The 17,042-nt window shown below is 34.5% G+C and carries 16 protein-coding genes and 1 pseudogene; 2 read left to right on the forward strand and 15 right to left on the reverse strand.

Annotated features, from left to right (window positions below; all coding sequences use genetic code 11):
* Positions 1-32: 32 nt before the first annotated feature.
* The 14 genes and pseudogenes from QWZ06_RS19655 to QWZ06_RS19720 form a co-directional block, all read right to left on the reverse strand.
* Positions 33-467 (reverse strand): hypothetical protein, encoded by a 435-nt coding sequence (locus QWZ06_RS19655; protein ID WP_290300652.1) that lies wholly within the window; start codon positions 465-467, stop codon positions 33-35.
* Positions 464-1,852, reverse strand: a complete 1,389-nt coding sequence (locus QWZ06_RS19660; RefSeq protein WP_290300654.1) for a DUF4280 domain-containing protein — start codon at positions 1,850-1,852, stop codon at positions 464-466. The genes QWZ06_RS19655 and QWZ06_RS19660 overlap by 4 nt, the downstream gene beginning before the upstream one ends.
* Before the next feature lie 104 nt (positions 1,853-1,956).
* Positions 1,957-2,484 carry a hypothetical protein gene (locus QWZ06_RS19665; protein ID WP_290300655.1) on the reverse strand — a complete coding sequence of 176 codons (528 nt, stop codon included), beginning with the start codon at positions 2,482-2,484 and terminating at the stop codon, positions 1,957-1,959.
* Positions 2,485-2,496: 12 nt separating this feature from the next.
* Positions 2,497-2,658 carry a hypothetical protein gene (locus QWZ06_RS19670; RefSeq protein ID WP_290300656.1) on the reverse strand — a complete coding sequence of 54 codons (162 nt, stop codon included), beginning with the start codon at positions 2,656-2,658 and terminating at the stop codon, positions 2,497-2,499.
* A 160-nt stretch (positions 2,659-2,818) separates the two neighbouring features.
* Positions 2,819-3,373: a hypothetical protein gene (locus tag QWZ06_RS19675; protein ID WP_290300658.1), complete on the reverse strand. Its 555-nt coding sequence runs from the start codon at positions 3,371-3,373 to the stop codon at positions 2,819-2,821.
* A gap of 5 nt (positions 3,374-3,378) precedes the next feature.
* On the reverse strand, positions 3,379-5,763 hold the full coding sequence (locus tag QWZ06_RS19680; RefSeq protein ID WP_290300660.1) for a zinc metalloprotease: 2,385 nt from the start codon (positions 5,761-5,763) through the stop codon (positions 3,379-3,381).
* A complete protein-coding gene (locus tag QWZ06_RS19685; RefSeq protein ID WP_290300662.1) occupies positions 5,751-6,455 on the reverse strand; it encodes a hypothetical protein in 705 nt (234 codons plus the stop codon). Before QWZ06_RS19685 ends, QWZ06_RS19680 begins: the two co-directional genes overlap by 13 nt.
* Positions 6,456-6,457: 2 nt before the next feature.
* Positions 6,458-8,278, reverse strand: coding sequence for a phospholipase effector Tle1 domain-containing protein (locus QWZ06_RS19690; protein WP_290300663.1), 1,821 nt, complete (start codon positions 8,276-8,278; stop codon positions 6,458-6,460).
* Between the two features lie 30 nt (positions 8,279-8,308).
* Positions 8,309-8,935 carry a hypothetical protein gene (locus QWZ06_RS19695; RefSeq protein ID WP_290300665.1) on the reverse strand — a complete coding sequence of 209 codons (627 nt, stop codon included), beginning with the start codon at positions 8,933-8,935 and terminating at the stop codon, positions 8,309-8,311.
* Complete coding sequence (locus QWZ06_RS19700; RefSeq protein WP_290300666.1) at positions 8,878-9,405, reverse strand: DUF2931 family protein; 528 nt, start codon at positions 9,403-9,405, stop codon at positions 8,878-8,880. The genes QWZ06_RS19695 and QWZ06_RS19700 overlap by 58 nt, the downstream gene beginning before the upstream one ends.
* A 51-nt stretch (positions 9,406-9,456) precedes the next feature.
* A pseudogene (locus QWZ06_RS19705) lies at positions 9,457-11,315 on the reverse strand (type VI secretion system Vgr family protein).
* Positions 11,316-11,562: 247 nt separating this feature from the next.
* Positions 11,563-11,970 (reverse strand): type VI secretion system tube protein TssD, encoded by a 408-nt coding sequence (gene tssD / locus QWZ06_RS19710; RefSeq protein WP_290300667.1) that lies wholly within the window; start codon positions 11,968-11,970, stop codon positions 11,563-11,565.
* A gap of 211 nt (positions 11,971-12,181) precedes the next feature.
* Positions 12,182-12,877, reverse strand: coding sequence for a VIT1/CCC1 transporter family protein (locus tag QWZ06_RS19715; protein WP_290300669.1), 696 nt, complete (start codon positions 12,875-12,877; stop codon positions 12,182-12,184).
* Between the two features lie 183 nt (positions 12,878-13,060).
* Positions 13,061-13,804 (reverse strand): polysaccharide deacetylase family protein, encoded by a 744-nt coding sequence (locus tag QWZ06_RS19720; protein WP_290300671.1) that lies wholly within the window; start codon positions 13,802-13,804, stop codon positions 13,061-13,063.
* Positions 13,805-14,039: 235 nt separating this feature from the next.
* Between QWZ06_RS19720 and lgt the strand changes: the two genes are divergently transcribed.
* Positions 14,040-14,876 carry a prolipoprotein diacylglyceryl transferase gene (gene lgt, locus QWZ06_RS19725; protein WP_290300673.1) on the forward strand — a complete coding sequence of 279 codons (837 nt, stop codon included), beginning with the start codon at positions 14,040-14,042 and terminating at the stop codon, positions 14,874-14,876.
* 75 nt (positions 14,877-14,951) lie between these two features.
* Here lgt and QWZ06_RS19730 read toward each other — a convergent pair whose 3' ends face one another.
* On the reverse strand, positions 14,952-15,707 hold the full coding sequence (locus QWZ06_RS19730) for an SDR family oxidoreductase (protein ID WP_290300674.1): 756 nt from the start codon (positions 15,705-15,707) through the stop codon (positions 14,952-14,954).
* A gap of 718 nt (positions 15,708-16,425) precedes the next feature.
* On the opposite strand from QWZ06_RS19730, the gene QWZ06_RS19735 reads away from it, so the two are divergent.
* Positions 16,426-16,848, forward strand: a complete 423-nt coding sequence (locus tag QWZ06_RS19735; RefSeq protein ID WP_047420468.1) for a cold shock domain-containing protein — start codon at positions 16,426-16,428, stop codon at positions 16,846-16,848.
* The last annotated feature ends 194 nt before the right edge of the window (positions 16,849-17,042 follow it).

Raw genomic sequence — 17,042 nt, forward strand, 5'->3', positions numbered from 1 at the left:
TTCCAATTAATTACTTATTTTAAGACAGAGAATTAAAAAATAATTTTCCCGTCATTAACCCATCTATTTTGCTTATTCCAGCTTCCTCCACAATCTCCTTGCAATTCAGTCACCACTTTTCTTTTCGTAACATCAACAATCACACATAAATAATTCTCATACAATTTTTTACTCACACCGTCATCCACATAACCTTTTGATATATAATCCAGTACAATGTACTTTTTATTAGGAGACATACTCAAGATCTGTCCACCTGAATAATTCTCATTGTCATATCCCTGTATTTTGTACTTCTTGCCTCCTTTTAAGATAAATGGTTTTTTATACATCTTAAATTCTTCATTATACTCACTAAAACCTAGCTTACAACTTTTCACTAAAGGAATGAGTGGCAATTTATTTTTTGTTTGGGCCAGAATAGTCGTGGTAAATAATAATAGAAATATAATAATAGCTTTTCTCATAATTTTGACTTTAAGTTTGTGTATCTGCTACTTGCAGAAGTCATTGTATACTTTCCAGTGCCACGAAGCGGGCCATAAATTTCTAAAATTGCCTTTTCATATGTAGCATGATTTTCGTTCCAGTCTGCAGGGTTTTTAGATACCTTTTTATTGGCCGCAAAAAATTGATCAAGAGCATCTCTAAAACAATTTGAAACGTGTCCCGGTCTATTCACATCATGATCCAAAACAGTAGCTTTTCCAAGTTTTGATTTTACAAAATCTTTGATATTATTGGTATAACCGGTAGGTTTTTTATTAATGGCAGCATGTAATCTTTTAATAAAGTCAACGATCTGTCTTGCCTGAAAATCAGAATCTTTGCAGGCATTAATAAAAGGTTCTATAGGAGCACAGACCACCTTTTTTTTATTTTTAGCGGCAACAAATCCTTTTCTGATCAAAGTTTTTAAAGCACTTCCTGTTGTATCATTATAATATGCCTGATATTTCTTAATGGACGGTTTATTTTTTTGAGGAATTTCAATTTCTTTTACTTTCCATCCACAATTCTCAAAAAGATCTTTGAATTTATCGGGGAAATCCTGTTTAAACTCCCACATTTGTATAGGCAGCTCTCCATATCCTTCCGTTGTCATCGTTTTCTGCATGGCTCCAACAGTTAAAGCTTCACTATCATAAGATTGCACAGAATCCATATTTCCTTCATTTTCTGACATTGCCAAAATAATCTCTTTTTCCTCTGCTGTCACCTTTCCAGAAGAAACAAGTGTACTCCAATTCTTAAAAGATCCTAACTTCAGGGAGCCATCATACAATGGACCGTATACCGATCCGTATTTAACACAAGTAACATCATTTCTATACTGAATTCCACATGTTTGTTTTTCGGGTACTGGCGCTCCTTTTGCCTCAATACTATCCGGGTTATGAACCTGCCCGCTATCTGTAATTTTAATATCAACCTGCCCATAGGTACAAGGAATTGTACTTTGCTGCAACAATACGTGTTGTTCCTGAGACTTATAGGTTCCTACTTTTTTCCATTCTCCTAATTTCATCACACTGGCACAAGGAAGTGCAGCATTAGGACTTTTAATACAGTTTCCTGTAAATACAAGACTTTTAGGGTCTTTTTCTTTTACTGTTGCTGTTTTCTTTTCCTGAATGGTGGGGGTATTGTAATTTACCACCATTATTCCTTTGGGATTGGTACATAATGTACATTCCAAAGTCGCTGTATCAATGACAACTTTCAGGCCAGCCTCAGCCTTCTCTTTTTCGGCATCTGCTACACGTTTGTCATCCATCTTTTTCCTGTTATCTGCTTTCTGCTGATCAGTTGTTGGAGCAGTATGATTCTCGCCGTTATTGGACTTACCCATAATAATGATGTTTTAAATGGAAATTGTGCTTCTTACTTTTATAAATCCTTATTCAAGCTGAGTCTTTTTGTGTACAAAGACTCTCTTGAACTCAGTAGACATTCTCACTTATTGCTTATAAGACTGTCATTTTTATAAATCACTTCCTTTATTGTATTTTGAGAATTTTCCAAATCATTGTATTTATAAATCTTCCAGACTCCATCTTTCTTTCCATTATTATAATTTCCTTCCTGAGATTTTTCTTTCCAATAGCCATCTTTCTTCGACTGTTTATTAAATTCTCCCTCACCATCAATTTTTTCAATAACTGTTTTACGAAAGATATATTTGCATTGATAGCATTGATCAATCCTGTTGATGTATTTGCCAATAGGTTGATCTCTTTTAAAATTACCGAATACGATGGTATCTGATTTTTCTATCAGAAGTATTTTCCCGTTTAATTCTCCTTTATACAAAGAATAGGAAAAGTTCATATTCGGAAAGATAAATTTTCCTGTCTTTTTTTGCCTGATATCGCCATAAAAAATATCCCCTTTGTAATCTACCTGTTGATATACAATAGGTTCACTTACACATGACACCATAAAAAGGAGTATAACGAGTTTATAAAAATTGGAATTCATCATTTAATTTTCTTATTATTCATGTTGATAATAAAAGGTGGTTCCGGCAACAGAAGTATCTGGATATTCCATAATATTATCAATTGAACCCTTTTTGAACCTTATATTATTATACAGATTAATCTTATTCTCCATTTCCTTTAAGCTGTCTTCATATTCCAGCTTTTCAGTCTTCAATTGGCTTTCTATCTCAGAAATTCTAGTTTCCCAATCTTTTTTATTTTTAACTTTTTCATTTCCAAAATCAAATGGATAACGCTCTGGTTTTCTTTATTTTAAGTCTTTTTTATAATTACCAATACGCTTTTCGAAATCTTCAAGGTAAATTTTCTGTTTTTTATTTTATGTTATCCTTTTGGGAATCTGGATTTTCAGGGTTAATTTTCTTTATGGTTTTTGGAAATTTAGAGTAATCTATTTTTTTTACTCTTTTCAATTCTGATGGAAACTCTATAGAAATTCGGTTCAAATTAGAATTATCAAAGTGATAATCTTCCGGCTTTTTGTTTTCCTTTCTATAGACATTGTTTTCTTTAAAATATCCCCCTAATAATTTAATATCAGTCTCTGATAAGAGTGTATAGTCAATTACTTTTTTTTGATTTTCATCGGTATAGTAATAAAATTTTGAGGCTTTCCACAATGGAATGTAATCCAAATCACTTATTTTTTCTGTTTCAATATAGATAAAAGAGACAGGTTCTTTTTCTTTGTATACATAGCCATTATCGAAAGCTCTATAAATCGCTTTATCTTTATGTACCTCTAAAGTGCTATAGACATATTTAGAATTAATTTCTGATAAATTATCGTTGTAATAATATTCATAATATTTTACAGAACTACATGATACTATTGTTAATAATAAAAATATAAAGAATATTTTTTTCATCTTTTTTATTTTATTTCAATTAAATATTTCTTTGTTTTTCCAAGGTTAATCATATCTTGCCATTGCCATTGATAAAAAGATTTATATTGAAAATTGCTATTGAAAGTACCATCTGTTTTCTGCCTGTAATCCAAATAATTCTCTAGAGTTTCACTATTGGATCTAGAGTTAGAAAGCTCTTCATATGAATTTGCTTTTTTCCGTTCTTTTTTCAACCTTTCTAATTCTTCTTCTTTTATTTTTAAATTTTCTTTTTCTCGTGATAGGGTCAACTCATTAGAGCTTATTTGAGACAACTCTTTTCCTTCAAGACTTATCACATCATTTGTTATAAAATCTATGAAATTTGTTTCAAAATTTGTAAAAGAATATTTACTGGTAACCATTCCCTCTAAAGAGGTATATTTTTCATTAAGTAAAGTCAAGCCCTGTAAATCACTAATTGGAATATTATCTTTTTTAGAGATAGCTTCCAGCTTTTCTAAATTCCCAATATTCGGTTTTATGACGCTATTTATTTCAATGGTTAAGCTTTCAATTTCGCTTTCATAGTCTTGTTTATATTTTTGTCCATCTTCTTTTACCTGATATTTCCCCATAACTTGTGCTTCAAAAGGATGTCTTAACCCGAAAGCATGACCTAGTTCATGTATAATCAAAGAAGCTGCATCTTTATCAGTAAGAGCAGAATTGAAAATTTGTGCAGTTCCAGAATTTATTAATGAAAATGCTTGTATTTCTTTTTCCGGAGATCCTGCTCCATGTATATCTTCTGTGTAAAAGAAATAGATTTTACCATTTTGGTCTAACTTGAATGAGTTTGGATACAATCGATTATATTCTGCTTTTTCCTTTACAAAATCTTCATACAGAACTTTTATTTTTGGATCGTTCCAGATATTAGTTACTTTATGATCCTCATGCATCTTTTTAGCTTTTTTCAAGTCACCGCTTTTATAACCATACTTATTATCAATATCTTTCAAAAGATTTTCAATATTTTTATTAAGTAACTCTTCTCGTCTTTGCTGATCTGCCTTACCAGAGTTATTCGCTTCATATCTACGTCCTATCAGTTCATCATATTTAAGTGCTTTCTGCTTACTTGTGGCTGAATATTCCAAATATCGTTTTCCGTCAATATCATTGAATGAACTTTTAAATTCGCTTTCCAAAAAAGTCACTTGTTTTGTAGTAGCAGCTAATTCTCCAAAAATATATGCTTGATTAAAAGAATTCTCATTAAATAATTGTACTATATTTTTTATTAAATCTACATGAGGAATATCTTTTGATTCAGTGCTTGCTACAGTGCCAAAAGTCACCTTAACGGGTTGTATAATCGTCTTATAAATGGTGTTTCTTTTTACGATAAGCTTTCCTAATTCCTGAGGCTGGCCTTTTGCTTTTGCTATAACCATAACATCTTTATCCAATGCTCCCGTACATTCAATACTTATTTTTTGAGGAGTTCCTTTTACACTTAATTTTATAACACCAGGAGATATTCTGATGTTATCATCAGAACTCGTTAATTCAATTTCACCCTCATTGGTTTTACTTTTTACAGATGCCTCATTAGCCTTTATATATAAAAAGACCTTACTTTTTTTATTGTCTTTATTATGATCAGTATTTGGTGCCCAAATACTTAAATATGAACATAGATATTCTTTTTTATCACCATAGGTTTTCTCTTTAGGAGTAATGCCAGATAACTTTTCATATTTAGAAGCTAATCCTTCAGCATAACTTTTTTTATCAAATCGATCAAAACCAAATTCCCCATTATACTGAGTATCTTCTTTTCCAAATTTTCCATTTGCATTTAATTGTGACCGGTAAAAATCAATACAAGCAACAAAAGTCTGTTCCAAAATAATGTTATCCGGAATCGGAGCTCCAATTGGCTCAATACTTTCAGGTATATTCACTTGTCCGGAATTTGAAAACTCCACATTCCCACTTTCCGGAGGTGTTCCCGGGATAGCTCCAACTCCCGGCATAAATGATTTCTTCAACAAAACTTCGTTATCCTGTACTTTTACACTTCCAACATTTTGCCATTCTGTAAGAGTATTTAAAACAAAACCATCCTCAAAGATAAAATTAAGAACCTGTTTTTCTACTACCGTTCCGGTAAGTTTATCCTGTGTTGTGGGCACATCATTCAGTACTTTAAAGGTTCCCGAATGGGCATTGAATTTAATTTTTGCTCCATCTATGGCCAACAATAAACCTTCTTCTTTTTTATCCTTCTCTTCATTCTCAGCCCGTTTTTCCACCATCTTTTTACTGTTCTCCGCCTTCATTTGCTCATTATCCTGAGCAGGAGCCTGATTCTGAGTTTCAAGAGCATTTCCCTTTCCCTCATCTTTTAGCCTATCCATAATAATGAATGTTTTAAATGAGAATTTTGTTTTTTGATTTCTATAAAACCTTCTTCAAATTGATCTCCTTTGCAGACAAACATCCCTCTAAAATGATCAACATCTGATTCTTCCAGGTTTTCTGATGACACTCTCAACGTCAATGTATTTCCGGCTTTTACAGGAGTCATAATTTCTGTAAACCCTTCGGCGGATTCTCTTTTCATTTTAGTATCAAATGAATTCAATAAGCCATTAAAAAGTAATCCGAACATATTGTAACTTCCCAAAAAGTCTATCAACGTTCCCTCATCTTCCAGCAAATCACTGATCTGACTGAAATAATGATCCACTGCTTCTCCTTTATGATTTTCAGATAAGTTGGCTAGGATTTTAGTCCATCTTAATCGTAAGAAGAGTACATTATCTACTGCCGTAATATTTCCTTCATCATCTACTCTACACTCTATTTCATCAAATAAATAGCTGATTTTTTTTAAAAACTGATCCGTAGTGCCATCTCCTTCAGAAAAATCAAAGTGAGTCACCAGGACTTGAAAGTCATGCTGATCCTTTACTTTTCCATAATAATAGACCTCCACTTCCCTTACATAGCTTTTTTGCGTGGAATAAAACGGATTTTTTTGTTCTATAACAATGGTCTCCAAGCGATAGGTCTTTTGATCAAGATTTTGCAATACGTTTACGGCCATACTTAATATATCCTTCTTTGATAATCATTATTGGGATCCATTCCCATCCAGTCTCTATTCGCTGACCAATGCAGGTATCCGTTTCTTAGGGTTCTCAATAGTTCCTGCCATCGTAGTCCTGTAACCTGAACTCCAGGGAGATTCGTGATCGGATTTCCATCCTTATCTTTACCTGTCGTTGGCTGCTCCAAAGCAGCTTGTGCATTAAATCTTTCTGCTTCTTTACCAAGATCTCCATCTTTGATGAATTGCCAAGGTTTCCCCTCTCCAAAGACATAATTTTCCAGATGTCTTTTTGCAGCTGGCAGATTCTCATCATTCTCAATAGAATAGGTAGTCTCTGTTTTTGTGATGATTTTATGATTATAATAATTGATTCCATGTTTTTCCATAAAATGAAGGGGAATATAGCTGTATTCTTTTCTCAGAAAACGGACTCCTCTTATTTTATGGTATTGGAAAATCCATAAATGGCTTTCTTTTTCTATACTGATCTGACCATCATGATACCAATGTCCATCTTTAATTTCCTGCATTCTCTCCTGCAACCTTTTCAAAGCATTCCAGGAACTATAGGAGTTGAATCCTACACCGGGATGTTTATCTGCTACTTCAATCTCATCCACGATTTCGGTTCCATTTTCATAGGCCCCGCCGATATCACAGTGTACACCCGGAAAATCTTTCTCAACACTTCCCGGAAATCGGGTCAATGAAAAGTTCTCACGATGTTCATCCATTGCTGTAAAATGAACAGCTTTGTAATAAGGCCCCGGGTTTTTGAGCTGAAGCTGCTCAACATCATCTCCAAAATTATTAGCAGATCCGAAAGTTGCATGCAATGGCCCACGATATCCTACTCTTTCAAATGCACCCATATCCCCGAATTCCTCATAAGAAGAAACGGTATCATAAACTCCGATGAAACGAACATCCAGTTCCAATTCTTCCAATTCTTCCTCAGTAAGAACGTCTTTGCTTAGAAGATAATATCCTAAAAACCCAAATTTAGGAAGTTTGCCATCCACCAAATAGGCTGGGTTTACCTCAATTTTATCTTTATCTATCCAAATATCTTCATATTCGGCAATCAGCCCATCATTTCCATAAGACCGGCTTTCTCTGTATCCTGAAAACTTTCTGCTTTTCTTAATTTCAACATCCTTAGGCCTCTTATTTCCATTGATTTCATAGGAAAAATTTCTCGCTGCAGCAGCGCCGCGGCTGAATCCAAAAGTATCAATGGTAATTTTGCTGAGTACTTTTTCTGAAGAATGTAGTTTCTTGAGCGCATCAATTCTATCTGCAACCATTTCACAGCCTTTTCTCACTTTCCCTCTTACTCCGGTTTGTCCGGATCCATATTGAAATCCATCATCCACATCTCTGTGGCCATCCAATGTTCCTATCCCTTCAACATATACTCCATATTCGTCTCTTTGGGAGCATTTATACATTCTGGCTACATTGGTGTAATCATTACTGTAGCTATTGTCAACTCCTTTCTTATCTAGCCAGCCTCTATGGCTTGCTTTAAGAAAACGCACAGATTCTTCATCATCTTCAGAGATTTCTTTATTTTTTAATCCATCATATTTTTTTTCCTGTGCTTCAGTAGTTAATTTGATAGCCTTTTCTTTGGCTAGAATTTCATCTTTAGTATCAGTACTTTCAATCTTATTCTTTCCATCTCTGTATTTCTCCCGCATTTCAGTATTCTTGAGACTATTCAAAGTACCATCAAAGAAAACACCTATCTCCAAGTGTATTTCATCAATTGGAGGAGTAGAGTTTCCGGTATTATATACAAATGTTTTTCCCATAATCAATACTCAATTATAGTTCGATATGTATTATTTCTTTCTGGATTTAAACATCTCCAGATTTTCTGTCTTAATAAAAGCTTCTTTACCATTTTCGCCTTTTAACAACACTGTAAAAAAGCTATATGCTTCGTTTATTTTAATCACCAAACTGGCTTTCGTGGACTTCGGATCGTTTCCAAACACCTTCGAAAATGCCTCACTAGCTGACTTTTCATTAAGTTTACAGCCTGCTCCATATCTTACATTCTCAGCATCCATTACAGAAAATGAAAAAGACAGGGGTATAGCCTTAAGTTCATTATCTCCAAGAGGTTTTTTAGTGAAATCTAACTGATCCATTTCGCCATTAATCATTATCATTCCTACATCTGTCAAAGGATTTAGCTGTCCTTTTTCAGGCAGTTCGAAAACGAGTTTCCAGTTATATCGAATTCTATAAGAGTCCCATAAACCAAAAGGAATAGGTTTCCCTTTATTTTCCTGTTGTACTTTTAGAGGAACAATTTTTTCACTGGTATGAATTTCCTTTAAGTAATCCTCTCTGAAAAAACGATTCTCATGGCTATCCAGCTTGGCAATCTCTGATTCAGGAATAGTTACTTTTTGCCTAAATACCTTCCTATTTCTTTCTGAACACCTACACCGGCCACCCATACCACTATCACTCCTCCAGGAGCCATTCCTATGCCTATTTTATTATAGTTTAAATGTTTTATATTTCCGCTTCCATTACTTGCTTTAATGTCATATCCTTTACTGAAATACTCTTTTATTTTACCTGTGTCTACCTGAGTATCTATCATATAGAATTGATTTTCCATATACGACATCCAGGTAAAATCAAGACGAGTAGGAATCCCTTTAAAACTATTCCCCATCCCATTATTGATGGTTCCCCAGGTATTTCCTCCCGGTGATAAACCAATGTCTAATCCTACCCATTCCCCGCCTTCACATTCTATTCCTCCTTTATATACCTCCATTGGATATCCTAAAGGAGCAGAAGTTCCCTCTGTCCACTCATATTTTGTCATTGTTGCTGTTTTTTTATGATCCTTTTTTTCCTGACATGAAATCTGGGTAAAAAATAAAAAGCTTAACAGATATTTTATTATTTTATTCATTATAGCCATCTTCTAATCTTCAATACCATGAAACCTATTTTCATGTGTTTTTTATCCTTTATTTACTTTAGCGTCAATCTTACCTAACATTTTAGCGACTCCCGAACTCTGTAACAAAATGTCTCCATTCTTCGCCTTATGGGTAGTTGTAGAAGTTGTTTCCTTCAAGTCACCTGTTACATTAATCGTTTTATTTTCATTAACGGTCTGTTTATAATTTCTTGAAGTAAACTTATGATTATTGGTAATATTAATCGCATTATCATTTCCTACAGTGGTTTTCATATCCTGTCCTACATTTATCGTAAGATTTTCTCCAGCATTGAATGTCATATTCTTTGGAGCAGTGACAGTAATATTTCCTCTTCCGTCCATGAAATAATTATTTCCACTAGGATCAATAATCGTAACACTTCCTTCAGCATCATTCATCAAAACTCTGATCCCACTTCTGGTTTGGATTGATTTTAAATGATTGTCTACACCGCCGCCCATGGCTGTTCCACCATGAAACATTCCGCCCATCACAAACGGCCGGTCGGGATGATTGTGCACAAAACCTACCATTACCTGGTCTCCAACCTCCGGTATGGCAACATATCCTCTGTTTTGGGTAATCTGATCGGTACCTCCTGCATCAGGAGCCATCATCCGGATGAAATTGGTGGTATCATGCAGCTGCCAGTCGAATCTTACAGTCACTCTTCCCTGTCCCAGCGGATCTGTATTGGATATTACGGTAGCAATCTGAGGTTCTGCAATGGGAACTGTAAAATCAGGAGTTGGAATATATCCTGTATCAGAGGCTATAGCTTCAAATCTGCCTTCATAACGTCCCAAAGTATCTACCTCATGAATAACTTCTGTGACCATTAGTTTGGTAAAATAAGATGTTTGATTGCTGTCTGTTTTCCTCATATTAATATCAGCAACACATCCCGGATACAGAAAAGGGATAGTGGTACCTCCTGAAACAGTAAAAACATCCACAGCTCTGCTGCCTGCTGTACTGGTTTGTGAGATAACTACGTCCATATCAGTAGCAGCCTTTATCGGAGCCACTTGTAATGATGGGGTTTTAAAAATTTTATCATTATTCTGATAGGCTGTTTTCGCCAGATTTCCGACATGTTTAATAGGCGTTTCCCCAGAAGTGAGTTTAGCATTGGAACTGCTGTTATATCCGTAAAAACGAGGTTTGATGTGAACAGCCTTCATCTCTACACTAATATCTGAAACATTACTGCCATAGATCAGTTCTACGGCTTTATTCTGCGGGGGCATATTTCCGAAATGAAGGATTTCCCCGTCATAATAGAATTGTTCACCATAGGCTTCTGCCATTCTGCAAAGGTAATTGTAATGAGTTTCGTTGTATTGGGAACTGTAAAGAATCTGAGCGGATGCCTTAGCATTCACTTTCACATCAAATTTGCTGTTTTCTATTCCCTGTTTGATAACATCAGTAGCAATAATTCCCATATTCACAGGTTGATCACCTCCAAAACTTTGGGTATGTGGAGCAGCATCCAGAAGAATTGTAGGACTGTATCCTTTCAATACAATATTTCCAAGACTGTGATTTTCCTGGCTGAATCCTACTTTTGTAATGACTCCTACAAAAGTTCTTTCAGGGCTTCCCTCTACATCTTTATATTTAAAAACTACTGTTAAACGTTTTCCTAAAAACTGCTGGGCCTCTTCCAGATCATGGTTTTGTACCCCATCTAAGGTGTCATGTGCCAGTGTCAGTTCAAAGTTATGATGCTTCTTTACACTTTGCTGTAAGCGGAAGTGTTTGAAGTGTTTGATCATTTGCCTTCAATTACGATATCCAGCTTCACCACACGGTTGATTCCAGGAATATGATTCTCCGAAATCTTTTCGGAATTCGAGGTATTATTATTCATATTAATGTAAGGTGTTTGGAAGGCTTTTGTACTCAGAAAAAAATTCTAAAAACAATCTCCTTTATATAAAATTATAAATTTTTTACGATATAAAATCTACTTTTATCCGATTTATTTTAATAATCACAGGAAATTAACGAGGATACTTTCCCTGATTTTGACGTATGTATCAGAGCCAAAAAAACAGAACAGTATCTATTGTACCATTCTGTTTTATATGTACTTGATTTTTTAAGACACCAGATTCTTACGCTGTAGGCCAAGCCCCATTGTAAGCAGAGTTCCCTAAATCAATTTGTTCTGCACTTACAACAAAAGTGATATACATACTGTTTTCATCTACTGCATCGAAGTCTACTTCGTGCTGGATTACGTATCCATTCTGCCACTTTAAAGTTGTTAATGTTCCTTCCTCGTGAGACTTGTTAAAAGTAACTTCTCCCACTGTAGGCTTGTACTTTCCGTTGAGTAAGCTCTCCAGAATGTCAGATTTTTCTGTAGCTTCTACTGTAATTTTGATAAGAGCGTTAGAAGGGTCTGATGCTACACGTCCAGATACATCTGTAGATCGTGCTACACTGTAGTTAAGTTTTAATAACTTTTGTCCTTCTCCGTTGTTGAATTTTAAAATACCTCTTGAATTTCTTTCTGCCATGATCGTAAATTTTAATCGTTAATATTGTGTGATTTGTTGTTTTATATCACCAAATATAGATCTAATTAATATAACAGAATAGTATTTATTTGGAAATCTGAAAAAGTGTAGTAATTCTACGACTAACACTTGTTAGGTAAAATATAATCTGAAAATCATATACTTATAATTCCATAATCGCTTAAACACTGTACCAGAAACCTATTTCACATCAAGATACATTGACTCCAAAAACATGGCCTACCAATGCTGTAATTCCCATAGCTACCGTTTCCCAGAAACAGATTCTCAGGACAGCAATTTTAATACTGGAGCCTCCAGCTCTGGCAGAAATAGCGCCTAAGAGCATTAAGAATATCATAGAAAAACCATATTGGAAGTAAACCATTTGCTTGATAGGAGCTAAAAGAGAGACTGTAAATGGCAATAATGCTCCTACTGCAAATGATCCAAATGATGCAATGGCTGCCTGTAAAGGTTTTGCCTGGGTAATTTCATTGATGCCTAATTCATCACGGGCATGGGCTTCCAATGCATTATGTTCTGTAAGTTCAATAGCAACCTGCATCGCCGTTTCTTTTGTACAACCTCTTTTTTCGTATACCTTGGCCAGCTCCCGAAGCTCTATTTCCGGCATTTCTTCAAGCTCCCGTTGCTCCCGGATCAGATCTGCTTTTTCTGTATCTTCCTGTGAACTTACAGAAACGTATTCCCCGGCAGCCATAGACATTGCTCCTGCAATCATTCCTGCCAAAGCAGCTAAAATGATAATATGCCGCTCTGGCTCTGCTGCTGCAACTCCTATAACAATACTTGTGGTGGACAGCAATCCGTCGTTGGCTCCTAAAACGGCTGCCCGAAGCCAACCTACCCTGTTTACATAATGCTTTTCCAGTTGATGATGCATATTAAAATCTTCTATATTTGGTACTATTTTAATGATAAGCCTGGAGACAAAAGTTATAATAAGGAGGCTTTGTTCCTAATTTATTCGGAAATCTATGAATATTAACTTTAGCTGTGCTTGCTTTCTAAACTTAGCTTAAAGTTATAAATGTTTATTCAAGAATGATTTTAAATTATATGACTTTTATTGTGGGTAGAACCTCATCTGTTCAAAGCTATAATTGGGATTTGTTCTCAGTAAATCTATTAATGTCTTTAATTCTGATTCTTCCCAGCTTTTTTGAAACATTTCATCATGAATCAACATCACTACATTATTTTTGGTAAATGTTTTATCGGAAATACAAAGCTTCTGAACTGCTGTATACATATCATCGACTGTCTGAATAGGGGTACCATCAGCAGGACGATGCTGCCATTCTATATCCCACCCTACTACTTTGTAGCCTAATGCTGCTAACTGATCTGCTGTTTGTATTCCATTGGTAATATCATTCTTTGCTCTTCCACCCAGCCGCCATATATTTCTTCCCGGAAGGCGAACAATCTTATAAGGCAACTTCAATAAAGTCTGATTATATACAATATCCTGTACCGACTTATCTACATTATTATAAAATGCCTCATAATGATCATTGGCGTGAGTAAAACTATGGTTGTATTCGTCAATATAAGGATTCTGATCATAATATTTGGCATAAGTATCCATCTGTTTATCTTTAATCACGTGTTCTCCAACCATAAAAACACTGATCTTAATTTTTTCCTTTAAAATAATATCATTGATATTTTCACTTCCATTGAGCGGGCCATCATCAAATGTGAGATAGATATAGCATTTATTAGGTTGAGCGGGTATTTTTTGTGAATGCAAGGTATTGCTCAATAATAAAAATGTACTTGTAAAGTAAATAAATAGTTTATTCATACAAATTAGTTTTTTACAAAGATAATAAGGACCATGAAATGAAAAACAATAGATTCTTGCGTCTGTTTTTGTCATCAAATATCATAGACTTTTATGTATTAAGATTTCATGACAGACAACACAAATAAGCTTTAAGAGTTTAAAAATCAAACCATAAGACCATGTAAATCGGGTATTTTTATCAAAAAATCCTATTTTCCTATCTTTGCACTCGTAAAATACGATAACAATATCAATGAGTTTATTATATATCAACTGGGATGTAAATCCTGAAATCGTCAATATTTTAGGTGTTTCCGTTAAATACTACGGCCTGTTATTTCTTTCAGGGCTTGTTTTATGCTTTAATATTTTAAAAAGTATTTATAAAAAAGAAAATTTAAGTGTACAGGCGCATGATGCTCTATTTACCTATGCACTTATCGGAATATTAGCGGGTGCCAGATTAGGACATTGTATCTTTTATGATTTTGATTATTACTCCCAGCATCCACTAGAAATATTCTTGCCCATCCAGAGAGGACCGGATGGCGCTTATCACTTTACAGGTTTTGCAGGACTTGCAAGCCATGGAGGGGGAATTGGACTGATGATTATGCTTCTGATCTATGCCAGAAAGTTTAAGATCCCATTAATGACTGTTTTGGATGCCATTGCCATCGTACTTCCACTGGGAGGCGTTTTTATCAGGCTTGCTAATCTTATGAACTCGGAAATCATTGGAACTCCTACCAACGTTCCGTGGGCTTTTATATTCCGTCAGGTAGATCAACTTCCTAGACATCCTGCTCAGCTTTATGAGGCGATTTCTTATTTGATTATTTTCCTTCTTGTGTATCTTATTTACAAGAAAGATATCTTCAAAATCGGAAAAGGTTTTTACTTTGGAATCAGTATTCTATTAATCTTTATTATGAGAATTCTGATCGAATTTATAAAAGTAGATCAGGTAGAATTTGAACATGGAATGAGCTTAAATATGGGACAACTTTTAAGTATCCCTTTTGTTCTTCTTGGACTTTTCTTTATCATCAAGAGTGTAATGGAAAAAGGAAAGATGAAAACTTTATAGTTTTTCGAATTCTTTAATCAATAAAAAACTCACTGAAAATTACTTTCAGTGAGTTTATTTTTTTATAGTTTATGATTATCTTGTCGTATAACCACCATTGGCAAAAATCGTCTGCCCTGTGATCCACCAGCCATCAGTGACAAGGAACTCTACTAAAGGAGCAATATCTTTAATATTGGTAAGTCCTCCCAATGCAGATGCTGATTTGTGATAAGCTACCGCATCATCCGTTTCCTGACCATAGAAGAAAGGAGTATCCATAGGACCAGGTGCAACAGCGGTTACAGAAACACCTCTGCCTCCAAATTCTTTAGATGCAGCTCTGGTAAAATGTTCTACTGGTGCCTTTGCCCCTGCATAAGTAGAATATAATCCTGTATAAGCAGCCAATAATGAAGTAACAATTGTACAGATCTTACCATGATCATTTATTTTTTTACCCGCTTCCTGTAAAAAAAAGTAGGCTGATTTTGAATTGACATTGAACATGGTATCATATTCTTCTTCTGTAGTTTCTGAAAATGGCTTTTTCAGTACCATTCCTACAGTATTGATTGCAATATCCACTCCACCAAAACGGGAAATGGTTTCATCAAAAAACTTAGCAATATTATCTACTTTGGTAAGATCTCCTTGAAAGAGGAATGCATCTGCTCCCAACGCTTGAACTTCTGCAAGAGTTTTTTCACTTTCAGCTCTGGAGCTTTCACTATTATAGTGTATTGCCAGTTTTGCTCCTTTTGCAGCAAAATCTCTACTTAGTAATCCGCCAAGGTTTTTACCTCCTCCGGCTATTAAAACAACTTTTCCGTTTACATCTTGTGTTGACATTATTCTTATTTTTTAAAAGGTTAATGAAGCAAAGATGGATAATAAAAGTCATCTCAACATGGTGAATTTTTCGGAAATTCGTATAAACTTTGAGACAAGATTCCGTTTTGGGCTTAAAAGGCTCGTAAAATATTTAAATTTTATATAAACAAATATTTTTACAATATCATATTATCTACCAGACAGATAGACTTTGAATACAGTTTACCATATTAAACATATGTTTACTTTTTCCAGCTTAAGTGAATTTTAGGCACAGCATTTGATGGTCTCCCACCCGTATTAACAACACACCATTTCATTCTTAATATATTTTTTTAAATCCTCAGCTTACTGGGGATTTTTTGTAAAAAAATATCCAATACTTCTTTATTCTTCTGTATATAAGTGCATGCTGGCGAGTTTTTATAAAAACCATTTCTGATAATCAATCATTTAAAAACAGCTTTATTCATTTTATTATTGTATATTTGCATATTATTAACCAAAGTCACTACTTTGTTTTCTGTGACGACTTAGAATATACGTATTCAGTCTTTGCTTTTTGAGCAGCCATATTTTTAACTTTTATTCTTCTACCCAGAACAATACTTGTCGGAATTTTAAAGCTCTGTATGATTAGGAAACCCCACAACAGGAAACATCGACGGACTTTAAGGTCTAAGGCAGACCAGAGTGAACAATACAATTTATAGAAACTAAATACTAAAAATAATTTATGGCAGATTCTTTTTCTAAAAAGGAAAATTTCAAGAAAAAAATTCAAAAGCAAAAAGAAAAGGCGCTAAGACGCGAAGAACGTAAAACGAACAACAACAAAGGAGCGGAGGACGTATTCATGTATGTAGATGAATTCGGAAGGTTAACTTCTACTCCACCAGAACAAAGACAGGAAGTAAATCTTGATGATATTCAATTAGGAGCTGCTCCTATTATTGAGGAAGATCCAAGAAAAACAGGAATTGTTACTTTCCTTAGTGAAAAAGGATATGGTTTCATTACTGAAGATAACAGTAAAGAAAATATCTTCTTCCACAATAACAACTGTGTAGAACCGGTAAAGAAAGGAAACAAAGTTTCTTTTGAAAAGGAAAAATCTCCAAAAGGATTTTCTGCAGTTGAGATTCAGATTGTAAAATAAAGATACATTATCTTATACAAATAAAAGCCACCTTTTCAGGTGGCTTTCTTCATACATCGTAAAAATAAAAATGTCCGGTTTATAAAACCGACAAAATATTTCTTATAGAAAAGTTTAGCGCTATAATTTTAAGCACAAGCTTTTAAAGAGAAGGCCACTTTCGTGATGAAGTGACCTTCATTTACTCATCTTCC

The sequence above is a fragment of the Chryseobacterium tructae genome, assembly GCF_030409875.1.
In the GTDB taxonomy this organism is placed as follows: Bacteria; Bacteroidota; Bacteroidia; order Flavobacteriales; family Weeksellaceae; genus Chryseobacterium; species Chryseobacterium tructae.